This is a genomic window from Enterocloster citroniae, assembly GCF_040545455.1.
GTDB lineage: Bacteria > Bacillota > Clostridia > Lachnospirales > Lachnospiraceae > Enterocloster > Enterocloster citroniae.
This window is the reverse complement of sequence record NZ_JBEPLZ010000002.1, coordinates 17,248-40,448: the sequence shown is the minus strand read 5'-3', so window position 1 is coordinate 40,448 and position 23,201 is coordinate 17,248. Positions and strand designations below refer to the sequence as shown.

Here is a 23,201-nt window from a genome sequence, read left to right as displayed (position 1 = left end):
TCTAGTCATTTTTATTTTGTCCAGTGTACTGCCTCTGGTGTCCACTGCTCCAGACTCACATCATAGATGCCGCTGTCCTCTAATCCCGGAACTGCAAAGGTTTCATAATATACCACCGCCATTGGGGTGATCATCACATAATCCTGCACCAGCGCCTTGGCAGCTTTCTGAAGGTTGGCCTTCTTCTCCTCGATGGTCTTAGCTGCCCTTGCTGCAAATAATGGCTCCTCAAACTCAGCAGGGCGCAGCATGATGCCGTGGTTCTTGATCCCCTCTGAGGAATAGAGGCGGATATAGTTGTTTGTGAAGTCCATCTTGCTGGCTCCCCTGTTTGCAATAAATCCGTCAATGTCATCTTCCTTCTGGATCGCCGCCAGGGCGGAGCTGTCCATTACATTGACCTCAGCCTTGATACCGATCTGTGCCAAAATGGCCTGGAATGCGGTTGCCGTGTCATTATCAACCGCCTTTGTATAGATGGTTGTCTCAAATCCGTTCGGATAGCCTGCTTCCGCCAGCATCTGCTTTGCAAGGTCCGGATCATACTCATAGAATTTTGCATCCGGTGCATATGCCCAGGAGTCAGAGGTACAGAACAGAGGGGTTGACTCTCCCAGTCCGCCGGATAATGCTTTTGCAACATCATCCCACTGGATCGCATGCATGATGGCCTGACGTACCTTTAAATCTCCCATTGGATGCTTGTCGCTTTTACTGTTCCAGATAATGTGCTTGATGTCGGCTACATTGGCGTTTTTACGTCCCACGGATTCAAATCCCGCCTGCTTGATGGCGTTGATAATGGCATCATTTTCAAACTTCATGGCCACGCCCACCTCCTTGTTCAAAAGGGCGGACATCATGGTGTTGGTGTCTGTGATCATGTCGATCTCCAGATGGTCAATATAGGGCTGTCCTTCGATCCTGTAGTCCTCGTTCTTGGTGTAAGTAATCTTGTTGTCGGCAATAAAGGATTCCAGGATAAATGGACCGGTTCCCACTGCATGGGTCTGGCACCATTCCACCCCGTTCTTCTCATAGGCTTCCTTGGAGCAGATATAGATGTCCCCTATTACATTGTCCCAGTTATTGGCCCACTCATCGTACTGGATCTGTACGGTCAGGTCATCCACCACTTTTACTTCCCTGGGCGTCCCGATCTCACTTGCCTTGCCGTTGTCAATGTACTGCTGGATGTTCCATGCAACTGCCTCCCCGTCACACACAGAGCCATCGTGGAATTTAACGCCGTCCCTTAATTTAATGGTAAACGTAAGATTGTCGGGATCCGTAACAAACTCTTCAGCCAGCCATGGGAAATAATTTCCCTCCGTATCAGCGCGTCCCAGGGATTCCAGAACGGGCTGTGCCCCAAAGCGGTCGCTGGTGGTAGTGGACTGGGGCATAAAAAATGTATTGTGCAGCTGCGGTATGGCAATGGTCAGGCTGCCTCCGGCTTCAATCTCACCCGGAACCTTGCTCTCTGCCCCATCATTTCCTGCAGCCTGGCTTCCCGCCGCTTCGCTTCCTGCAGCCTGGCTTCCTGCCGAGGGCGCTGCTGTGGCGGATGTCTTACTGCCGCCTCCGCAGCCGGATACCATACCCGCTGTCATTGCAGCGGCCAGTGCCAGTGCCAAGACTTTCTTCGATAACTTCATCATTCATTCCTCCTGTTATATAGTTTTTATTTGTTGAACTGCTGTTCATATAAAAAGCATGCTACCTCATGTCCCTTTCCCACATCCTTAAGCACCGGCACTTCCCTGCGGCACCTGTCGCACACATGGGAACACCTGTCATGGAAGGGGCATCCCTCCGGCCGTTTGGTCAGGCTGGGCACCTCACCGCGGATGGGAACACGTTCCCTGGACTCCTCCACTGCCGGGTCAGCCACAGGAACCGCGCTGAGCAGCGTCTTGGTATAGGGGTGAAGGGTGTTGCTGTAAAGCTCATCACAGTCCGCGATTTCAACCACTCTGCCCAGGTACATTACCAGAATCCGGTTGCTGATATGTTTTACCACAGCCAGGTCATGGGCTATAAACAGATAAGTCAGGCCCAGCTGGGACTGCAGTTCCTCCAGCAGGTTGATGATCTGGGCCTGTATGGAAACATCCAGCGCGGATATGGGTTCATCGCAGATGATCATATCCGGCTCCGATGAAAGGGCTCTGGCTATACCGATCCTCTGGCGCTGGCCCCCTGAAAACTCATGGGGAACCCTGTATTTTAACGCCGGATCCAAGCCCACGATACGGAACAGTTCGTCCACCCTGGCATTGTATTCCGCCTTATTCTTAACCAGCTTGTGCAGCAGAAGCGATTCTCCCACAATAGATTCCGCGGTCTGTCTTGGATCCAGTGAGGAAAACGGATCCTGGAAGATCATGGAGATCTTTCTCCGGAACGGATACATCTGCCTGTCATTAAAACCAGCTATATCCGTGCCATTAAAGATGATCTCACCCTCCTCCGGTTTGTAGACCCTCATAATACACCGGGCCAGGGTCGTCTTGCCGCAGCCTGACTCGCCCACGATCCCCAGGGTCTCACCTTTTTTTGCGTAAAAGTTGATATCCTCAATGGCCTTTACTTCCCCGGTCTTTTTGCGCATCATGCCGCTGTAAATGGGGAAATATTTTCTTACATTCTTTACATTCAGGCACAGTTCATCCCCTACAAGGATCTTAGGCGCTTTTTTCACCTCTTTGTCCGCGATCTCCTTTGCCTTGGCAGCCTTTTCCTCCTCAGTCAGATGACAGGCTGCAAAATGCTCCTTTTCCAGCTCCTTAAGCCCCGGTTTGGCGCACTCCCTGCACCGGTCCATCCTGTACTCGCACCGCTCGTAAAAAGGACAGTAGGACGGGCGTGTGGCCGGGTTTGGCGGCAGTCCCTCTATGGGGATCAGGATGCGGTCCTTGGGGTCATCCAGCCTTGGGATCGCCCGCAAAAGCGCTCTGGTGTAGGGATGTTCCGGATTGGCAAACAGCCGTTTGGCGTCCGTCATCTCCACCACGCTGCCGGAATACATCACGTAGATCCGCTCCGCAAACCGCGCTACGATTCCCAAGTTATGGGTGACAATAATGACCGCCGTATTCGTCTTTTTCGCAATATCACGGATCATCTCCAAAAGCTGTGCCTGGGTCGTCACATCCAGCGCCGTGGTCGCCTCGTCCGCCACCAGGACCGTTGGCTCCGATGACATGGCCATGGCGATCATGATGCGCTGGCGCATGCCGCCGGAAAACTGCTGGGGATAATAATCAAACCTCTGCTCCGCATCCGGGATATTGACCAGCTTAAGCATTTCAATGGTACGCTTTTTCGCGTCCTCTTTGCTCATCTTAAGGTGTTCTATAATGTTTTCCTGGATCTGATACCCAATGGTCAGCACCGGATTCAGGGAAGTCATGGGTTCCTGGAAGATCATACTGACTTTTCCGCCCCTCATATGGCGCATCTTTTCGCTGTCCACGCCCAGTTCCAGCATGTTTTGCTCCTCGCCCTGTATATAAACCTCTCCCCCTGTGATCTTTCCCGGAGAACTGATCAGCTGGAGCATACTCATCATGGTAACGGATTTTCCGCTCCCCGACTCCCCGACAATACCGATGATCTCGCCGGGATCCAGATACAGGGAAACCCCGTCCACTGCCTTTACCATCTGCCCGTCTGTCTTAAAACAGGTCTCAATATTTTTTATTTCCAACAAGTGTTCCATCCTTGGCCTCCTCCTAAACTTCGCCTCTGAGTCTTGGGTCCAGAGCATCGCGGACACCGTCACCAAACATGTTCAGACAGATAACAAGCACTGCCACACAGACACCGGGTGTCAGGGCAAATACCGGGTTCTGCAAAAGGAAAAGACGCCCTTCGCTGACCATGCTTCCCCAGGAAGCAGTAGGCGCGCTGATCCCCAGCCCCAAAAAGCTTAAGCCCGCCTCCGCCAGGATGGTCTGGCCTACCTGCTGGGTCATCATAACAATGATAGGGGAAATGCTGTTGGGCAGGATGTGTTTGAACATCAGCCTGAAATTCTTATTGCCCTGAAGCTTTCCCGCCATAATGTAATCCGCCTGTTTGATGGTCAGCACCTGGCCTCTCATCATACGCACATATCCTGCCATGGATGAGATGCCCAGGATGATCGCCAGATTGCGGATGCCGCTGCCAAACACAGCAGTCAGCGCCATGGCCAGGATGATCTGCGGGATCGCCCTGATAGCCTCCATGATCCTGTTGATCACATCATCCACGATCCCTCCGAAGTAACCGGCGATCATGCCGAAAAAGGTACCGATGATACATGCGATCATAACGGCAAACACACCAATGATCAGGCTCACTCTTGTTCCGTAAATAATACGGCTCAGCACATCCCTTCCGTAATTATCCGTGCCCAGCAAATGGGCGCTGCCGGGTCCCTGGAGAAATGACGCAAAGTCAGCATAATTGGGATCGTAGGGTGAGATTACAGGCGCCAGTATTGCCACTGCGATAAACAGAACTACCACAACCGCGCTGACCATTGCCACCTTTCTGGCAAACAATGTCTTAACTATTTTCTTCCATCTTCCATTATTTTTCATCGCGCTGCCTCCTTACTCATAGCGGACTCTGGGGTCCACCACCGCATACAGGATATCCGTAAAAAGATTGATGATACAGGATACAAGAGCGGTTACCAGCACACAGGCCTGTACCACCGGAATGTCACGGGACTGGATCGCCTTCACAAACAGGGAGCCCATGCCCGGGATATTGAATACGGATTCCACAAACATGGAGCCTGCCAGCATGGAGCCCAGGCGCATTCCCAGGATGGTGATAACCGGTATCAGGGCATTTTTAAGGGCATGGATGTAAATGACCTTGCGGCTGGAGAGTCCCTTGCTTTTAGCTGTCCTGACATAATCCTGGCGGATGACTTCCAGCATACTGGAACGCGTCTGCCTTGTGGTAGTGGCAATGCCTCCCAGCGCCAGGCAGAACAGCGGCATGATGGTCTGGCGTATACCCATGGACAAGTCCTGTGAAAACCAGGTAAAGCCATAGGAGGGCAGCCATCCAAGCTTCATTGCAAATATATACATGACTAAAAGGGCGATCCAGAACTGGGGAAGACAGGCCGTAATATTGGCGATCAATGTCACCACCGTATCCGCGGGCCGCCCCCGGTAAACAGCGCTGATGACCCCAAATAGAATCCCCAGAGGGATACTTATGACAAATGCGCTGAGGGAAAAGAACATGGTAATGGGGATCCGCTCATTGAGCACCTCCAGCGTACTTTTATGGAACTGTGTGGACTGCCCCCAGTCCCCCTGCACCGCTCCTCCCAGCCAGCTGAAATACCGCCTGATCACAGGCTGGTCCAGCTTCAGTTCATGATAGACCCTGTCGTATTCCTCCTGGGAAACCTCTTCACCCAGCATTGCGTATACCGGATCGCCCGGAATGAACGACACCAGCATGAACGTAAAAATGGAAATAAGTATGAGGATCAGCAACATCTGTCCTGTACGCTTTACTATGTATGTCTTCATCTTGTTTCTACGGCAGGAATCTCCCCCCTGCCATATTCCTCCCTTCCTGTATCTGTTTTATGATCTGCTAATCTTCCTTCAAACCGTTTACCCCCCGGAGATTTCTTTCCCCGGCCACATATGGCTCCATACTCTTGCAGCATTCAATCTGAAGATCGGACAATACCAGGCCGTCCACCATTTCTGCATACAGCCCATAAAGCCCCGAATGCAGGATCCCATTCTCCCGGCATGGACGGATATCATAGCTGTCACACGGCCATTTGGACTGCTTTTCCAGGGTCACATGAACATTTTCCAGTTTCAGCCCCCTGATAACATGGTCCGGACTTGCGCAGATAAAGATGCCGTTTTCTCCCCTGCAGTTTATATCCCTCAATCTGACATTGCTGATCTGTCCGGCCGTGACGCCTTCCTTTCTGTCCATGACCGTGATGTAAACAGGCTCTGCCCGTCCCCACCACTGCTCTGAAAACCTTCTTGTCTCAATGGTCACATTGGAGACCAGAACATTTCTTATATTTCCTTTATCCCTTAGATGAAGGGAGATTCCCCGGTTGGTCCGGCTGATACAGCAGTTCTCAATGATTATGTTTTCAAAGTCATCCTCGCTCTCTGTTCCGATCTTGACCGCTGAACTGGTGGATATCAGCGTACACCCGGATATGAGGATATTTTTACAGGGACCATATTTTTCAAATCCCTTTGTGTTTTTCAGGACAATACAGTCGTCCGCGCATTCCACATGGCAATTCACAATCCGCACATCCTGACAGTGGTCCGGGTCGATCCCGTCACAGTTTGCCATTCTCAGGTTGTTGAGGATGCGGACCGAATCCACCAGCACATCCCGGCAGCCTGCCATATGAAGGGTCCAGAAGGCGCAGCGTGTAAGTGTGACGTCCCTCACGGTCAGGTGCTCTACATCCTCCATGAGGATCATGGGGATCCTTGGATAATAGGCGCCCTCGATATGGTACCGTATCTGCTTTCCATAGTAGATCTCCTCCGATCCGTCAATGGTTCCAAAGCCTGTGATCCTGATATTTTCTCCGCCCCGGCCATAGATGAAATAGTAGCGCGGCTTTCCGTCATACTCACAATTAATATAGGAAGGAAGGCTTTCCTCATGCTCCACGGAACCTTCAGGGTCCTGGGGATCCAAAGGCTGGTAATCGGAGGGATCGGTACTTGCCTTTAGCACCGCTCCGCTTTCCACATACAGTTCCACATTGGATCTTAAAACAAGGGAGCCTGACATATAGGTTCCCCCGCCCGGCAGCACCACACGGCCTCCCCCTGCCTCAGAACATGCATCTATGGCTTTCTGGATCGCATTCCTATCCTTTGAGGCACCATCTCCGGCAGCTCCGTAATCACGCACATTATATTCCATGCCTATTCCTCCGGTTTATATACTTTTGCCATTTTCATTACTGACAAACTCTGTTATAATGGTGAAATGGTTATTTTATCCTTTTATCTTTTGACCCATTTGCATAATTATGTATATTATCACCATTTGCATGTTTTAATTATATATTATATTGTGCATAGTTTCCAATGACCCTTTCCTATCATTATTATAAGCATTGGCTATAATAGTAATAATACTCATTACGAAAGAAGGCTTACAATGGATATACGTTATCTTGAGTACATACTGGTTCTGGCAGAGACAGGCAACATGACCCGGGCGGCCGGCAAGCTTTATATTTCCCAGCCCACCTTAAGCCAGTTTCTGTCCAAGCAGGAACAGGAACTGGGCACCCCTTTGTTCCAGCGCACCGGCGGTGTATACACCCTTACCCCGGTAGGGCATCTGTATGCGGATTATGCCCGGAAGGTCCTCACCCTCACCGACATTCTGGAAAAAGACATACAGCGCATTTCCACTGCCAGCCGCATCAGGATCGGCACCTCTGCCTCCCGCGCGCTGCAGATGCTGACCTCTATCCTGGTGGATTTCCGCAAATATTATCCCCGGGTAGAGCTGGCCCTGTCCGATGATAATCTGAGGGCCATGAGGAACGCCACGGCCAAAGGTGAGATCGATATTGCATTTGTGACAGCCAACGCCCTGGACCAGCACAAGGGGCAAAGCCTGGAGCTAAAAAAAGAGGAGGTGGTCTTTGCCGCCCCCATCAGCCACCCATACTGCCAGTCCCTGGAGCCGGGAAAGCATTACAGCCTGACAAGCAGACAGGTTCTGGAACATTTTGAAAACACACCATTTATCCTGCAGCTCAAAGGTTCCTGCATCCGTTATCTGGTGGATGCATTTTTCGGCAAGGATTTTAATCCCATCATTGCCTGCAGCACCAGCCACGCCCAGTCCATCTGCGACATGGTTTCCAGCAACATCGGCGTGGGCTTTATCCCCACGGGCTATGCGGTGGATTCCCCCAGGATCACTTACTTTTCCCTGGAACCCAAAATGTACCGGATCCATGCGATCCTGTTCAGGAAAGACTTGATCATGGAACCGCCCCATAAGTATCTGGTAAAGCTGGCACAAAAATATGTGGAGGAAAACTGGAAAAACCTATAAATTCTTTTATTTAAAAATAGCACCGGCAAAAAATTTGAGCACCGGCTGTTTGGGCTGCCAGTGCTCAATCCTTGTTTTAATTTGTCTGTTTCAATTTAATTGATAAGCGGTAAACAACCGCTGATATTGCCGCTGTGATAAATTCCGTGATCCAAAAAGCGCTCCAGACCCCAACAGGACCCCAGATCCTGCACAGGATAAAGGCGGCAGGAATAATGATCACCACATACCGAAACAGTGAGATAATAAGGGACTGCGTTCCCTTCCCAAGTCCCTCCAGCGCTCCCGAGGACGTGACGGAAACAGATGAGACAATAAAACCGGCACTGATGATGCGAAGGGCCTTCTGTCCGGATAAAACCGTTTCAGGATTACTGGTGAACAGGCTGATAAGCTGTTTCGATGCCGTCAGGCACAGGACGGTTCCCAAAACCATGATGATACAGCTCATACAAAGGGTCATGTCATATATCCTTCTGACCCTTTTATGTTCTCCGGCACCGTAATTATATCCAATGATAGGGCGCATTCCCTGGACAATTCCATTGGCCGGTAGATAGAGGAATGTCTGTAATTTATAATAAATCCCCAAAATCACAACATAACTCTGTGAATACAGGGCTAAAATCCCATTCAAAAACGAAACCAGCAGAGAGGGAAGGGCAAGGTTTAAGATCGCGGGTATGCCGATGGAATAAAGCTTTAGATCCATGCTCCTATTGAACTTCAAATAATTCCGCCTGATACGCACGGGAATGGGACGCGCCAAATACATGAAAACGTACACTGCCAATGTGATCACCTGTCCGATCCCGGTGGCCCAGGCCGCACCGGCGATCCCCATTTCGGGGAAGAATCCGATTCCGAAAATCAACAGAGGATCCAGTATGATATTGGAAATGCATCCGCACAGCATACTGATCATGGTCATCCCCATCCTGCCCACGGACTGAAACATTTTCTCAAAGGAAAGACCTATCATAATCACCAGGGAAAACATAAACACAATAGTAGAATACTGTATTCCCAATTCAATGACACCTTCATCAGATGTAAACATATGTAAAAAAGCCGGCATGATGGAAATGCTTCCAACCGTAATCAAAATCCCATGGATGGCGGCAAACAAAAAGCCCTGGGTGGCGGCCGTGTCCACGCTTACCCTGTCGCCAGCCCCTGAGTAAAACGCTATCAGCGCATTGATCCCCACGCCATATCCGATGGCAACCGCATTGATCAGGTTCTGCACCGGATAGACAAGGGACAGCGCCGTCATGGCCTGTTCGCTGATCCGTGCAACAAAAAAGCTGTCCACTATGTTATACAGGGAATTCACAAGCATTGAGATGACCATGGGCAAAGCCATGGATACCAGCAGCGGCAGCACGGGTTTTTCTTTCATAAAACTGTCTTTCATTTTTCCCTCCATATTAAAATTCAGCTATTTCAGGCATTTCACTTTCCCAGATACACAAAAAGCCACACAATCACCCATGGGATGATTGTGTGGCGAAAAAAGTCAGACTGGAAAAGTCCACACCAAAATTTTAGTATTGACAGTATAGCATAAAGATCCGTGCCATGTCAAGGGATCGTGCTCCGGAATGAAATCCGCCTGTCAGCCGCCATTTCCCAGCAGCCACTCCACAATCCGCTTCTGTGCCTTCTTGGAATAATAGAACACATCATATTCATTTCCCTTATCACTGAGCCGCTTTTCCGCCTGGATCCCAAACTCTTCCCCTTCCTCTGTCAGCCGCTTCCGGGGTGTTCCATTAAGGAACCATATCTCAAAATTCCCAATGTCGTTCAGCCATTGCTCTACGGACTTTATGGTCAGGCGCTTCATGGATTCCCCGTCCCTTAAATCATTGATCTGGCCTATCAAGTCACTGAGGGATGCCTTCTCTGAATAATGGATCTGTTCCGCCAGTTCTTGTGTCATGATGAACTCGGTCTTGGTCTTCTTACCCTTTTTCTTTTTGTCCGGCTCCGGCTTTTCCTGGCTTCCATTCTCCCAGGCATCCATGGCCGTCTCCAGGTTCCAGTCGTCAAACTCATCACTGTCACTGGTAAAGTACAGGTCATCCCCGCCGGTATCATATGGCTCATCCGCCGGATCACCCTCGCTGCCAATAGCCCCCGCCTCCTCCATGACACAGGCCAGGAACCGTTCTCCGTATTTCTCAAACTTGAATTCCCCAACCCCGGACACGGTCAGCATCTCGGCTTTTGTCCTTGGCTTTACCATACACATGGACACCAGGGTCTTATCTGAAAACACAATATAAGGCGGTACATTTTCCTCCCTGGCGATCTCCATACGCAGGGTCCGCAGCTTTTCAAATAATCCCTCATCCGCATCCGACAGGGAAACACCTGCGGTCTTATTCTTCCTGGTCTTTTTCTCACTTTTTATCTTGGCGGGATGATCCTGTTCCTTGGCCATCTTCATCACAACCGGTTCCCCCTCCTCCAGAACCTGGAGGGATTTCCCGGTCAGCTTTACAATGGCATACTCATCATTGGTCACGGTGAGAAAATCCTGGAGCATGAGATGGTTCATCACCATCCGCAATCTGTGGGCGGGCACCTTGGCCAGCGCGCTGTAATAGGCGTTGGAGTCCATCCGGTACTGGCGGATCTTGGCCGTATTGGCTCCGCGGACCGTGTCAATGATCACATTCACCCCATACCGCTGGCGGCAGGACGACACACAGCCGATCAATGCCCCGGCAATATCCGTCACATCCACATTTTCAAACTGGGAAATACAGTTCTGGCAGTTGCCGCAGTAATTGGAGCCATACTCCCCAAAATACCGCAGGATATAATCCCTCAGACACTCATTGGTGAAACAGTAAAACGTCATCTTTCTCAAGCGGTCCCTGTCCCTCTCCTGCACGATCTGGCGGGTCAGGGGGTCCAGTTCCTGGTTATCCTGGTTGTTATCAATAAACAGCTGATTGGTGACCACGTCCTGGCCGCTGTAAAACAGGATGCATTCCCCCGGTTCCTGGTCACGGGAGCAGCGTCCTATCTCCTGGTAAAACGCCTCAATGCTCTTGGGCATATTATAATGTATGACATACCGGACATTGGATTTGTCGATCCCCATGCCGAACGCATTGGTGGCCACCATCACCTGACACCGGTCATAGATGAAATCATCCTGGTTCTGCCTGCGCTCTTTGTCGCTGAGACCGGCATGGTACCGGGTTACGGAAATGCCGTCCGCCCTCAATCTGTCGCTGACCTCCTCCACCAGTTTCCTGGTCAGACAATAGATGATCCCACATTGTCCTGGATGGATCTCCACAAAATTCTTAAGGGCTGCATATTTATCCTTGGGGGACTGTACGCCGAGATAAAGATTGGGGCGGTCATATCCGGTTGTAACCACCACCGGATCCTGAAGCATGAGAATATCTATGATATCCTCCCTCACCTCTTTGGTCGCTGTGGCGGTAAACGCGCTGACCACCGGGCGTTTTGGGAGTTTTTTTATGAAATCCACTATTTTCAGATAGCTGGGGCGGAAATCCTGTCCCCACTGGGACACGCAGTGGGACTCGTCAACGGCCACCATGGTGATCTTTGCGTGCAGGGCAAAATCCAGGAACCCTTCCGTCTCCAGGCGCTCCGGAGCCACATAGATAATGGGATAGCGCCCTTCCCTTGCAAGGCTGAGGGCTTTATAATACTGGCCCGCGGTCAGTGAACTGTTGAGATAGGCCGCATGGACACCTGCCTGATTCAGGGTTGACACCTGATCCTTCATGAGGGAGATCAGGGGTGAGATCACAAGGGTGATCCCCTCCATCATAAGCGCCGGTATCTGAAAACACAGAGATTTTCCTGAGCCTGTCGGCATGATCCCAAACACATCCCGTCCGGCAAGGATCCCATCGATCAGCGCCTCCTGGCCTTCCCGGAATGTATCGTAGCCAAAATACTGCTTTAATACCTGATATTTATCCATTAAGTATTTGATTCTCCTTATTTATTTCTCCTTATTAGCTCTCTTATATAACCCCCTGTAGATTGCAGGGGATTATCCTTAATGATTCATATCATACCATTTTCTGCAGCAAATTGCCATACGAGTTTTCCGGTATCGTACAGATCATACCCTCAAAGGGCATACTTCCCGGCAATATGTATCAGTTCCTGTATCATAGGCTCCTGATTGCTTTTCAGCAATGTCACGGCCACAATGTCGATCATCATGGACGGCCCGTCAAATTCCAGGCAGACCAGGCTTCCCGACTCGATCTCATTCTTAAGAGTGCTCCTGGCCAGAAATCCGATATGCCTGCTGTCGGAAACATATTTTTTGATCAGCTCCGCGCTGTCAATAAAAAAGCTGGTATTCAGATTCATTCCCGAACTTTTAAAAAGCTTGTTGGCCTCCTCATAGTAAACAGAATCCCTTTTTGTAAATAAAAACATCTCATCCGCAAAGTCCTCCAGCTTCACCAATGACCTGCGTGCAAGCCGGTGGCTGGGTGATACAAAAAATACCAGTTCATCCTGGCATATGCGGATGCACTCATACTTATCTTTGGGCAGTTTCCCCCAATAGTAACCAAAGGCAATATCCACATCATGGTTTTTCAGCTGATCGCAGAACGTGGATGGCAGCCCGTTGGATATGGAAAGGGGGATATTCTCATACTTTTGTAAAAATTCCCGATAGATAGGCGGCATCATGTTCAGCGCCAGGGATTCAGCCGATATGATGCGTATGCTCTGGATACCGCTCATCTTGGCCATCTGCTGCTGCACCTCCCGCCACATTCCCAGGATTTCCTCTGCCCTGGGCAGAAATGCCTCTCCGGCCTTTGTAAGCCTGCTGCCCCTGGAACCTGCCTCTATTAACTTTACTCCCAGTTCCCGCTCAAGGGATGTGATATGTTCCGCCAGCGTGGATTCAGCATAATGCAGTTCCATGGATGTTTTCAGAAAAGATTTCTTCTTTGCAAATGTAACAAAGGTTATCAAATGCTTTGTGTTCATCAAAAAAGTCCTCCTTACACCCGGATTTTACCTTGCTGTACGTTTCAGCCTGTAACAATTGTACCTGTCCGGCAGCAGAAAAGCAACACGGTATCCGTTGATTTTCGGAGGACTTGATGTGATCATTTCTGAAGCATTCTATTGTAATTGTATTTTGCATCAACCTCCAGAATATCCGCACCGGAACGGATCTCCGCCACCATGTCCTCCTCTTTTTGCCAGAGTTCCTCTGCTTTTAAAAGGACTGCTTCCATATGTTCCTGTGGGATGATGACCACACCGCTGTTATCTCCCATCACAATATCCCCCGGACGCACCTGGACTCCCCCGAACTGGATCATCTGGTTGGTACTCTCCTCCATCACACGGCCCCGGGCCGTACACACCACGGTTCCGCGGGCATAGACAATATAATCCGCATCCATGCAATCATTTAGATCACGGCAGCAGCCATCGATCACCGTACCGGAAATCCCCTTGACTTTGGCTGCATTGGCCAGAATACCGCCCCAACAGGATGTATCCATCCTGCCGCCATTGTCAATCACGATCACATCGCCTTTTTCCGCTGCAGAAATGGCATTCATTCCCAGGTGCGTCTTCTGTTTTGTCTCTCCCGCAGCTGTCATCCGCATGGTGACCGCCGGACCTACGATCTTTGTCCACCGCTCCGCCATAGGCCGGATACCGCATGTAGAACCATGGATTCCAAGAGCATCCAGGGCATCTGATACATTTGTGGATGACAGCTTTCTGAACCGTTCACCATATAACTCATTAAACCTGCTCATATCACAAATCCTCCCTTATTCCCTTGTCTGCAAATGGTGGTAGCCAACCTGGCTGCGCGCATCCTTTAAGGCCATGCCCTGGGATACAAGTTTAAAAATACTCTGCTCTTTTTCCTCGATCTCCTCCGCTATCCGGGCCGCCTCCTCCGCCATGTCCTGAGGGATCACCACCACTCCGGTATCGTCACCCAGGATGATATCACCTGGATACACGGGGATATCTGAAAGCTGCACCGGTGTATTTACCGCATCCACCCGTACCCGGTCCTTGCCCGTGCGCATATAATAGCCTTTTGAAAACACCGGATACCCACACTCCAATACAGCAGGTATATCCCGGCACACCCCATCTATGACCGTACCCTCGATCCCTCTGAGTTTTGCGGTTTTTGCCATAATATCACCCCAGACCGTACAGTTATCACGGCCGCCATTGTCAATTACAACCACCTGGCCCGGCTGTACATCATCCAGGAAATCCCCCACCGTTCCTTGTACCACGCCGCAGGGCACGTAATGGACCGTAAATGCCCTGCCGCAGATCTTAAGCCCGGTGCTGACCGGCTTTATATGATACCCGCAACACTCAATCCCCAGCTTATCCATGGCATCGGAAATGCTGGTGGTATCCAGTTTTCTTACACGTTCAACAATTGTATCCGTCATCATCAATTCCCCCTATTCTTCAGTCACTCCTAATGCCTGGAATGTTTCCTGGTAACCATATATATCAAACAATGACTCGCCTCTGCGCAGGCGTTCCATGACGCCCTTTTCCTTTTCCCTGCGCATATCCGCCAGTCTTAAAACCTCTGCCGCTTCCTCACAGGGGATGACTGCGATCCCATCCCAATCTCCCAGGATAACATCCCCGGGATGGACCAGCACCCCTCCCACAACAACAGGGTGGTTAATGGTTCCCTTTACAGCCTTTGAAGTTCCAAACACACTTACCCCTCCTGAAAATACCGGGAAATCCATGCTGCTCAATGCCTCTGTATCACGCACTCCGCAGGTCACCACCAACCCGTTGACGCCATGGCTTTGGCAGTCCACTCCAAGCACCTCCCCAAATGGTCCGTTATCCGCCAGAGGACCCATATCCGCAACGATCACATCATCCTTTTGGGCCATGCTGACAGCCTTGATCAGCATAAGATTATCGCCTGCATGGCACTTAACAGTCAGCGCCCGTCCGCATAATTTCATCCCCTGGCGTATGGGCCGTATGTTATGTGTCATGGCTCCACGTTGTCCCATGGCTTCATGAACCGTTGCCACATCCTGACGGCTGAGTTTTTCCAAAATTTCATCACTGATCAGCGGACGCAGTCTTATCACATCTTTCTTCATCCTTCCCTTTCCTCCTTTTTTTATTTGCAGGCTTTAAGTGTACTCCGGGAATCTCCGGGAATACACTAATGTGCAACAGCCTTCGCTACTTTTGCCTGCCTCTTTTTTTCCGTATAGTCCACAATATAGGTTCCCACCAAATCCCCATAGCAGTTCATAGTGGTATTCAGAAGGTCGATGATAAAGAACACGCCTGAAATGATGGCAACCGCTTCCGTGGGCATAGAAAATGTATCAATGATAATTGCAATGGTCACCAGTCCGCCTCCCGGGATCCCGCCGGAACCGGTTGTTAAAAGCAGCGCGATGAGGATCGCTTTGACCAGTTCACTGAAACCAAAGGTCACCCCTGCTGCCTGAGCCGCAAACAATAGCGATATGGTCAGCATGATCGCCTGCCCGTCTTTGTTCATCTGGGAACCCAGGGGAATGGTAAAACCATAGATTGCCTGGCTGCACCCCAAATTCTTGGCGCACTCCATATTAACCGGCACAGAGGCAACGCTGGAAGAAGTGCTGCATGTGGTAGCGATCAGGGCAAAGGTCCTTTTCAGGAAATCCAAAGGCGTCTTTCCTGTCATGATAAACAGGATCACAAAGTAAATGCAGAAATGCACCAGCATGCAGACTGCCACTGCCGCAATGTATTTCATTGCAGGCCCGAACATGGCGGCGCCATACTTACCCACAGTTGAACCGATCAGCGCAAAGACGCCAATGGGCGCGTATCCCATAACAATGGCGACCATTTTGTTAAACAGTCTTGCAAATGCGTTAAACGCCTTAAACAGCATGTTCTTGTCCTCTTTTTCCATCATAAGGACAGCTATGCCGGCAAAAACAGAAAACACCACCACCTGGTCCAGCTTTGTGTTGGCCAGGGCTGAAAAAATATTGGAGGGCACCATGCCCACCAGCGTGTCCAGCATACCCGGAACTTCAGCAATCTCCCCCTGGTATGACTCAGTGAGGACCAACCCGGCCCCAGGTCTTAATAGCAGGCCGCCTCCTACCCCTACCACTGCTGCAAATATGGTTGTCAGGCCGTAATAAGCCAGGGATTTCACACCAATGCGCCCAAACACCTCAGGTCCATCCAGTGATGAGATTCCAGAGACAAGGTTAAAGAATATCAACGGCACGCACGCCATTTTCAAAAGATTCAAAAAAAGAGTTCCGAAAATTTCAAATGCCTGCATTCTTTCACCAAAAAGAATGCCGCACACCACCCCAAGGACCATTCCGCACATCAGTTTATATACCAATGGCACCCTCTTATACAGTTTCCACATATTGTTCCCTCCTATGTTTTGCACTCTCTTACAGACCGGCATTTCCCCCGGTCCGGCGCATCCCTCTAATCCGGCGCGCTCCCCGGTCCGGCGCGTTCACCAGCCCTTACGTTCTCAGACCGCCGGATACTCACAAGGTCCCTTCAACAGCACGGTCATCTCCACTTCCACCACCGCATTGTCCGGCAATGCCTGCACTCCGATGGCGCTCCTGGCATGCTGTCCGGCATTTCCAAACATCTCTAACAACAGGTCGGAAGCGCCGTCCAGAACTTTGGGATTCTGCGTAAATCCGGGAGCAGCGTTGATATATCCGTTTACCTTAAGGATCCGGGCCACATGATCCAGACTTCCCACTGCCTGTTCAATGGCTGCCAGGCAGTTGACCGCGCAGATCCTGGCTCCCGCGTAAGCATCCTCAAGAGTGCTGTCCTCCCCCACCTTTCCCTTGTATTTCACAATACCATTGACCCTTGGAACCTGTCCTGCAGTAAACAGCAGATAACCTGACGCTGCTGCCGGTATATAGGAACCGCTGGGTCTGCTGACCTGCGGCAATACGATCCCAAGCTCCTTAAGCCGCTCTTTTGCACTGACTGCCATCTGTCCTTACTCCTCCCCTTGCTCACAAGTTTTCAGGAAATCCACCAACCGGTCCACATCCTCTGTGTTATTATAGAAATGAAACCCTACCCTGAGAAGCCCTTCAGCCGGACAATGGGCGCGGATACCGCTTTTGGCCGCCTTTTCATCTGTCATCCCCCACTCCGCGGGCATTGCTAGGGTGACGATGCTGGAACGGTTTTCCTTTTTAAAGTTACCATATATTCTTGTCTTTTTCAGTTCCTTTTCCACACGGTCATAAAGGTAATCGACCAGGGAAAGGCAGTATTGCTCCACATCATCTGCCCCCAGCTCGTTATACCTGCTGATGATCTTTGACACACCTTTCAGGCCCACCACGCTGATGCCTCCGCACTCAAACCGCCTTGCATCTTCACTGATCACCGGATGCTCCGTATCCTTATGCCACCGGTCAACGGAGCAGCTCCATCCAGTGTCCACAAGCTTCAGGCACTTCTGCAGCCGCTTGCTGATATATGCAAAGCCGATGCCAAGAATACAGCAAAGCCATTTATAGGAGGATGTTGTCAGGAAATCAATCTTCATTTCCTCCACATCGATCTTCATGGCACCGGCTGCCTGTGTTGCATCCACGGCAAACCATATATCATTTTTCCAGCAGAACTCTCCATACACTTTTAAATCATGTTTAAAGCCGTATGTATTCTCCACGTAGCAAAGACAGATTGCACGCGTATGCTCGTCCACCAGTCTATAGATATCCTCCGGTTCCGTGACTCCTTCCCTGGGATGCACAAAACGGACTTCCACTCCATCCTGCATCTTATTCAGCATGATATATGGGACAGATGCGTGGGAATTGGCAGTGGTAATAATATTATCCCCTTCCTTCATCCCGATACCGTTTATGAAAATATTAAACAGCCATGTAGAACTAAGGCCATACATGACCTCATCGCTTTTGCAGTGGAACATTTGCGCAACAATGCCGCGCATCTCATCCGCAAAGTCCCAGGTCTCCGTAAATTCCCGGAATGTCATGCTGTTTTCAGACATGTCATCCAGATACGCTTTCATCGCCTGTGTACTGTAGCTGGGATACAGGCCGCCGGACGCATGGTCCAGATACGTCCAATGGGCAAGGGCCGGATAATACTCCCTCTCCTGTTTAAATTTTTCTTTTAATTCCATGTACTTTCCCTCCATCAAAGTTCTTATTGATCTGTGATTTTATTATATCCGCTATCATAACCGTGTGCTCACGGTTTATCCGGCCGGTGTGCCCGAAAAAACCGGCCCTGTGACAATCCATACCGCTCCAGTTTTATCAGGATCCGTTTTCCTGCATCATTAAAAAGGCCGCCCGGAACACCTGACATTTGTCAAATATTCCGGGCAGCCCCTTATCTCTTATCACAGACCTCTATGACGGCCCGCATCAATTTATATCGTAACTTCCTTTCCTTTTTTGTTTCTTCTTTCTTCCAGCCGGTACAGGAACAGGGTTGCGGACGCATCCCCCACCGTACTGATCGCAGTGGCGCCCATATCAAACAGACGGTAGAAGGAGCCTACAATGGCGATCAATTCCATGGGAAGGTTAAATGCAGCGCCCACGATCATCAGCCTCACAATGCCGCCTCCGGGAACCGCCGCAGCACCGGCGGAAACCAGCGTGGTCAGCAGTACCATCTGGATCATCTGGGCAAAGGTAAGTTCCAGGCCAATGGCCTGCGCGCAGAAGATCATGACGACAGCCGTCAGTATGGCGGCTCCGTCCTGGTTGATCTGCGCCCCCAGGGGTATACAGAAATTAGCAATGGGTTTGGGTATATTCAGTTTATCTGTCGCCACACGCAGGTTTGTAGGTATGGTCGCCGCACTGCTGCAGGTACTGGCCGCGGTGACAATGGTGTCGCTCACACTCTTAATAAACCGTATGGGCCCGTAGCCGGAGAGGGTAGGCAATCCCACCACGATCAGTATAAAGTGAATGATACCCGCCACATAGTATGTTCCCACAAGCTTTGAAATTGTGGCTAAAAACTCCACGCCGTACTGGCCCATGGTGGATGCCATCAGACAGAAAACACCGATGGGAGCCACAGCCATCACAATTTTAATGATCGCCATGGACAGATTGTACATCATCTCAAACCAGGCAGTGATGCTTTTTCTCTGTTCATCTGATTTAATAAATACAATAGCGATTCCTATGATGACCGATATGACCAGAACCTGAAGCATATTGGCATCCGTAAAAGACTCAAACACATTGGTTGAAAATAATCCCTTGCAGAATTCAGTGAATGAAGGCATCTGGCTCACCTCCATAACAGCATTGGTATTCTCAAACACAAACCCATTGCCGGGCCTTAGAAATACGGCCACCGGGATTGCAATGCAGGTTGCGATCAGGGTGGTGCAGGTATATATGAACAGGATACGGATGCCCAGACGTCCCAGCATCGCCGGATCATCCATGCTTGTGATCCCATTCACCATAACAAAAATAACAACAGGAACCAGGAACATTTTCATCATATTCAGCCAAATGGTTCCGATAAATCCGATGGAGGCTGCCCCAGGTCCGATCAGCAGACCTGCAATGCTGCCCAGGATCATTGCCAGAAAAACAAGAACAGAATTGCTAAGCTTTATCTTTTTCAGCATGGTCATTATCCCTCCTTTTCAGATCCGGCTTCAACAATCTCCTGGGATTCGTCCATACACACTACCCTCTGGGGCTTTCCCTCTTCAAAATAAACCCTTGGTATACTGTAATTTAATGAAACCAAAAATTCCGGAACAGACTTCTTCCATCTGGCCATCAGATCCTGAATAGTAATTTCATAGTCCCCCTGGGTTCCAAGGATCACCACCTCATCACCGATTTCAGCCTCTGGGCAGTCCGTCAGGTCCAGAATTGTATGTTCCACGCAGATGGAACTTGCCACCGGGATCTTTTTTCCCCGGATCAGAACATATCCCCCATTGGCCTGGTGAGGGCTGATACCGTCATACATTCCTCCGGCCATAACGCCGATACGCATGGGACGGTCCAGCTTAACTGCGGCAAACCCTTCCCCAAACTTTCCTCCAATGGTATCTTTCACACACAGAAGCTTACTCTTCCAGGCTTTGATGGCCGGCTTCAGATCAGGCGCCGGCTCCCTTCGTTCTATGGTCGAATACCCCCACATGCTTTGTCCGGGGCAGATTCCTGTAAGTCTCATGTCAGGCCGCGAAATACTGCCGTTTGAATTGGCGATCTGCAAAAACTCCGGCTTGACACCCAATGCCTCAACTGCCCGGATCGCTCCAACAAAACGATCATACTGCCATTGTGAGAACGACTCCTTATCCGGCCAGTCCGGACAGGACATATGGCTGTACATGCCCACTATGTCAATATTTTTATATGCAAGAACCTGCTTTACAAAATCAGCCAGTTCTTCTGCATTAATACCAAGGCGGCCGCGGCCTGTTTCAACGGGCAGAAATACCTTCATTGTTTTGTTTCCCGCTGCTTCTGATATGGCTTTTACCTGGGAAATGCTGCTCACAGTAGGCATCAGGTCATATCTGACATACAGGTCGGCAACTTCCTCAATGTTGTTTCCGACAAACAGCATGATGGGGGATTTGATCCCGTTTTTTCTTAGCTTGACAGCCTCATGCAAAACTCCGGAAGCCAGGTATTTTACCTTGCATGTTTCCAGGGCGCGGGCAACCTCCACAATACCATGGCCATATGCATTGGCCTTGATCGCAGGCATCACGATGATCTCCGGTCCCACCATTTTCTGCAGTTCATAATAATTGTTTTTAATTGCATCCAGATCGATCTCCAGCCAACAGGATCTGGTTAAATATTTACTGTAATTATACATCCTTCCCCAATCCTTTCCTCATACCATTTTATAGTTTTATCAGGTGCGCACCCTGCTTTATATAACAGCAAGTTCCATGCCAAGTAATAAATCCGCTGTTTTAGCCAGTTTCTCCCCCTTTTTTTCCATTGGCATGTTGCAATTTTAATCACATGCAACTATAATATGTTTAAATATACCACCATCCAACCACCCATTGAGAGGAGTTACCTCATGCCGCAAAAATTCTATATAACAAACATGTACGAAAGTATGCTTCAGACAGTGGACGAGGTATGTAAGGATCTTGGCTGCCAATATGATTTTATTGATTTCCATGACATAACGGAAAACCTTTCCCTGCAGATCCGGGCTATCTTTAACGAACAGGGCTATCCATATGTAATTGTAACACGGGGAGCCATGGCCAACTACCTGAAACAGGAGTTTCCGGACATTATCATCCTCAGTGCCAATCCCGGCAGGATGGACACCCTTGAGGCGTTGGCCGGCACGGGCCGGTACGGTGACAGGGTTGGATTATTACTGGCAGACAATGATCACCTGGACCTGAACTTGCAGTTTGTAAAAGACCTGCTCAACATCAGGGAACTGAACATATACAGATATGCATCAAAGAAAGATATTGAGACCCAGATCGTCCTGGCACAGTCCCAGGGAATGGATTGTGTGGCAGGGGGAGGCACCATTGGCCAGGATGTGGGCCATGCCCTGGGATATCCTGTTGTCTTTGTCAAAACAAGCAAGGACACCATAAAGAAGACGATCATCCAGGCTTGTTCCATCCTCAACTCTAAAAGTTATGAAGAAAACCAGCTGCAGCTCTTGTATCAGATCCAGAATGCATTTCACGAAGGGCTGATGATGATACACAACGGCAGGGTCTGCCTTATAAACAATACCATGGAACAGCTGCTGGGGGTGACCACGCCCCAGGTTGTGGACAAACCCTTGTCTGACATATCATCCCAGTTTACCATAAAGGATCTGGCAGCATTTATGGAGGACCAGGAACAGGATGAATGTATCTCCCTGGTCGGGGACTCCCTGTATTTTATCCAGAAATTCTGGATCACCGTGGATGAGCACTGCAGGAATCTGGTGATCGTAATAAGAAATGCAGAGGAAATCCAAGACAGCGAGTCCAGACTCCGCAATAAAATACATAAAAAGAATACAAATACAAGCTATTCATTCCAGAACATAATAGGCAGCAGCCATAAAATGAAAGAAACCATCAACAAAGCCATGCTGTACTCCACGGTGGATGCAAATATATTGATATACGGCGAAAGCGGAACAGGAAAGGAACTGTTTGCCCAGAGCATACACAATGCCAGCCAGCGCAGATCCCAGCCCTTTGTGGCGGTAAACTGCGCCGCAATACCGGAGTCACTCCTGGAAAGCGAATTATTCGGATATGAGGAAGGGTCCTTTTCCGGTGCAAAAAAGGGTGGAAAGACCGGCCTCCTGGAACTTGCCCATAATGGAACCCTGTTTTTAGATGAAGTCAACTCCCTGTCCATGAAAATACAGGGCGCGCTGCTGCGCGCAGTACAGGAAAAGGAGATCCGGCGGGTGGGGTCCAAAACTCCTATTTACATTGATATCCGTATTATATCCGCTGCCAACAAAGATATCGGGGCCATGATACAAAACAATGAGTTTCGTTCAGACTTATATTTCCGCCTGAATATATTGAATTTATATCTGCCTAATCTGAACGAGCACTCTGAAGACATCCCCCAGTACATTGACTTCTTTTCCCAGATGTATTCCAGGCTCTACAAGGTTCCCATTACCCGGAAGATGGCTGATGAGGAGATAAGGTTCCTGGTTACGCGGAAATGGCAGGGAAATATACGGGAGCTTCAGAATGTGATCCACCGGTACATTATATTAAACAGTATGAAAATCACACCGGTCAGGGTCTGTCTGGATGAATATGAGGTCAAACATGGCCCCTCTGATAATGTTACGGATCACGCCCATATGATGATCGTGAACAAAGGGCCGTTAAAGGATATGGAACTAGAGATCATCCGTGGGTGTCTTGCGGAGAATGGGGGAAATATAAACAGAACCTCGGAACAACTGGGCGTGTGCAGGACTACCATATGGAGGAAATTAAACCAGCAGGAGGGGCAGTGATCCCCGGTCCCTGCGCC

At 49.8% G+C, this 23,201-nt stretch carries 18 protein-coding genes; 2 read left to right on the top strand and 16 right to left on the bottom strand.

From position 1 onward, the window contains the following. Positions 1-11: 11 nt before the first annotated feature. From ABID13_RS02225 to ABID13_RS02205, 5 genes are all read right to left on the bottom strand, one after another. Entirely contained in the window at positions 12-1,661 is a 1,650-nt protein-coding gene (locus tag ABID13_RS02225) for an ABC transporter substrate-binding protein (protein ID WP_007860890.1), read from the bottom strand. A 23-nt stretch (positions 1,662-1,684) separates the two neighbouring features. Next, the gene (locus tag ABID13_RS02220) at positions 1,685-3,724 is read right to left on the bottom strand and encodes an ABC transporter ATP-binding protein (protein ID WP_048929874.1); all 2,040 of its coding nucleotides are present in this window, start codon (positions 3,722-3,724) and stop codon (positions 1,685-1,687) included. Positions 3,725-3,737: 13 nt separating this feature from the next. Then, positions 3,738-4,592 carry an ABC transporter permease gene (locus ABID13_RS02215; RefSeq protein ID WP_007860892.1) on the bottom strand — a complete coding sequence of 285 codons (855 nt, stop codon included), beginning with the start codon at positions 4,590-4,592 and terminating at the stop codon, positions 3,738-3,740. A 12-nt stretch (positions 4,593-4,604) separates the two neighbouring features. Continuing rightward, on the bottom strand, positions 4,605-5,549 hold the full coding sequence (locus ABID13_RS02210) for an ABC transporter permease (protein WP_040415195.1): 945 nt from the start codon (positions 5,547-5,549) through the stop codon (positions 4,605-4,607). Between the two features lie 67 nt (positions 5,550-5,616). Further along, positions 5,617-6,945: a glycoside hydrolase family 28 protein gene (locus ABID13_RS02205; RefSeq protein WP_007860894.1), complete on the bottom strand. Its 1,329-nt coding sequence runs from the start codon at positions 6,943-6,945 to the stop codon at positions 5,617-5,619. Between the two features lie 240 nt (positions 6,946-7,185). Between ABID13_RS02205 and ABID13_RS02200 the strand changes: the two genes are divergently transcribed. Continuing rightward, positions 7,186-8,100, top strand: coding sequence for a LysR family transcriptional regulator (locus ABID13_RS02200; protein WP_007860895.1), 915 nt, complete (start codon positions 7,186-7,188; stop codon positions 8,098-8,100). Between the two features lie 76 nt (positions 8,101-8,176). Here ABID13_RS02200 and ABID13_RS02195 read toward each other — a convergent pair whose 3' ends face one another. From ABID13_RS02195 to alr, 11 genes are all read right to left on the bottom strand, one after another. Further along, positions 8,177-9,517 (bottom strand): MATE family efflux transporter, encoded by a 1,341-nt coding sequence (locus ABID13_RS02195; protein WP_007860896.1) that lies wholly within the window; start codon positions 9,515-9,517, stop codon positions 8,177-8,179. Positions 9,518-9,718: 201 nt separating this feature from the next. Continuing rightward, on the bottom strand, positions 9,719-12,082 hold the full coding sequence (gene recQ / locus ABID13_RS02190) for a DNA helicase RecQ (RefSeq protein WP_082173871.1): 2,364 nt from the start codon (positions 12,080-12,082) through the stop codon (positions 9,719-9,721). 152 nt (positions 12,083-12,234) lie between these two features. Then, positions 12,235-13,119 carry a LysR family transcriptional regulator gene (locus ABID13_RS02185; protein ID WP_007860898.1) on the bottom strand — a complete coding sequence of 295 codons (885 nt, stop codon included), beginning with the start codon at positions 13,117-13,119 and terminating at the stop codon, positions 12,235-12,237. Positions 13,120-13,241: 122 nt separating this feature from the next. After that, on the bottom strand, positions 13,242-13,910 hold the full coding sequence (locus ABID13_RS02180) for an RraA family protein (protein WP_007860899.1): 669 nt from the start codon (positions 13,908-13,910) through the stop codon (positions 13,242-13,244). Positions 13,911-13,925: 15 nt separating this feature from the next. Further along, a complete protein-coding gene (locus ABID13_RS02175) occupies positions 13,926-14,579 on the bottom strand; it encodes an RraA family protein (RefSeq protein ID WP_007860900.1) in 654 nt (217 codons plus the stop codon). A gap of 9 nt (positions 14,580-14,588) precedes the next feature. Then, positions 14,589-15,263: a 4-carboxy-4-hydroxy-2-oxoadipate aldolase/oxaloacetate decarboxylase gene (locus ABID13_RS02170; protein WP_048929875.1), complete on the bottom strand. Its 675-nt coding sequence runs from the start codon at positions 15,261-15,263 to the stop codon at positions 14,589-14,591. A gap of 65 nt (positions 15,264-15,328) precedes the next feature. After that, the gene (locus tag ABID13_RS02165; protein WP_048929876.1) at positions 15,329-16,555 is read right to left on the bottom strand and encodes a dicarboxylate/amino acid:cation symporter; all 1,227 of its coding nucleotides are present in this window, start codon (positions 16,553-16,555) and stop codon (positions 15,329-15,331) included. Positions 16,556-16,669: 114 nt separating this feature from the next. Then, a complete protein-coding gene (locus ABID13_RS02160) occupies positions 16,670-17,158 on the bottom strand; it encodes a RidA family protein (protein ID WP_048929877.1) in 489 nt (162 codons plus the stop codon). A gap of 6 nt (positions 17,159-17,164) precedes the next feature. After that, on the bottom strand, positions 17,165-18,331 hold the full coding sequence (locus ABID13_RS02155; protein WP_048929878.1) for an aminotransferase class V-fold PLP-dependent enzyme: 1,167 nt from the start codon (positions 18,329-18,331) through the stop codon (positions 17,165-17,167). Between the two features lie 252 nt (positions 18,332-18,583). Then, positions 18,584-19,813 (bottom strand): dicarboxylate/amino acid:cation symporter, encoded by a 1,230-nt coding sequence (locus ABID13_RS02150; protein WP_007860906.1) that lies wholly within the window; start codon positions 19,811-19,813, stop codon positions 18,584-18,586. A 5-nt stretch (positions 19,814-19,818) separates the two neighbouring features. After that, complete coding sequence (gene alr, locus ABID13_RS02145; protein WP_007860914.1) at positions 19,819-21,033, bottom strand: alanine racemase; 1,215 nt, start codon at positions 21,031-21,033, stop codon at positions 19,819-19,821. A gap of 213 nt (positions 21,034-21,246) precedes the next feature. Between alr and ABID13_RS02140 the strand changes: the two genes are divergently transcribed. Continuing rightward, the gene (locus ABID13_RS02140) at positions 21,247-23,184 is read left to right on the top strand and encodes a sigma 54-interacting transcriptional regulator (protein WP_007860916.1); all 1,938 of its coding nucleotides are present in this window, start codon (positions 21,247-21,249) and stop codon (positions 23,182-23,184) included. The last annotated feature ends 17 nt before the right edge of the window (positions 23,185-23,201 follow it).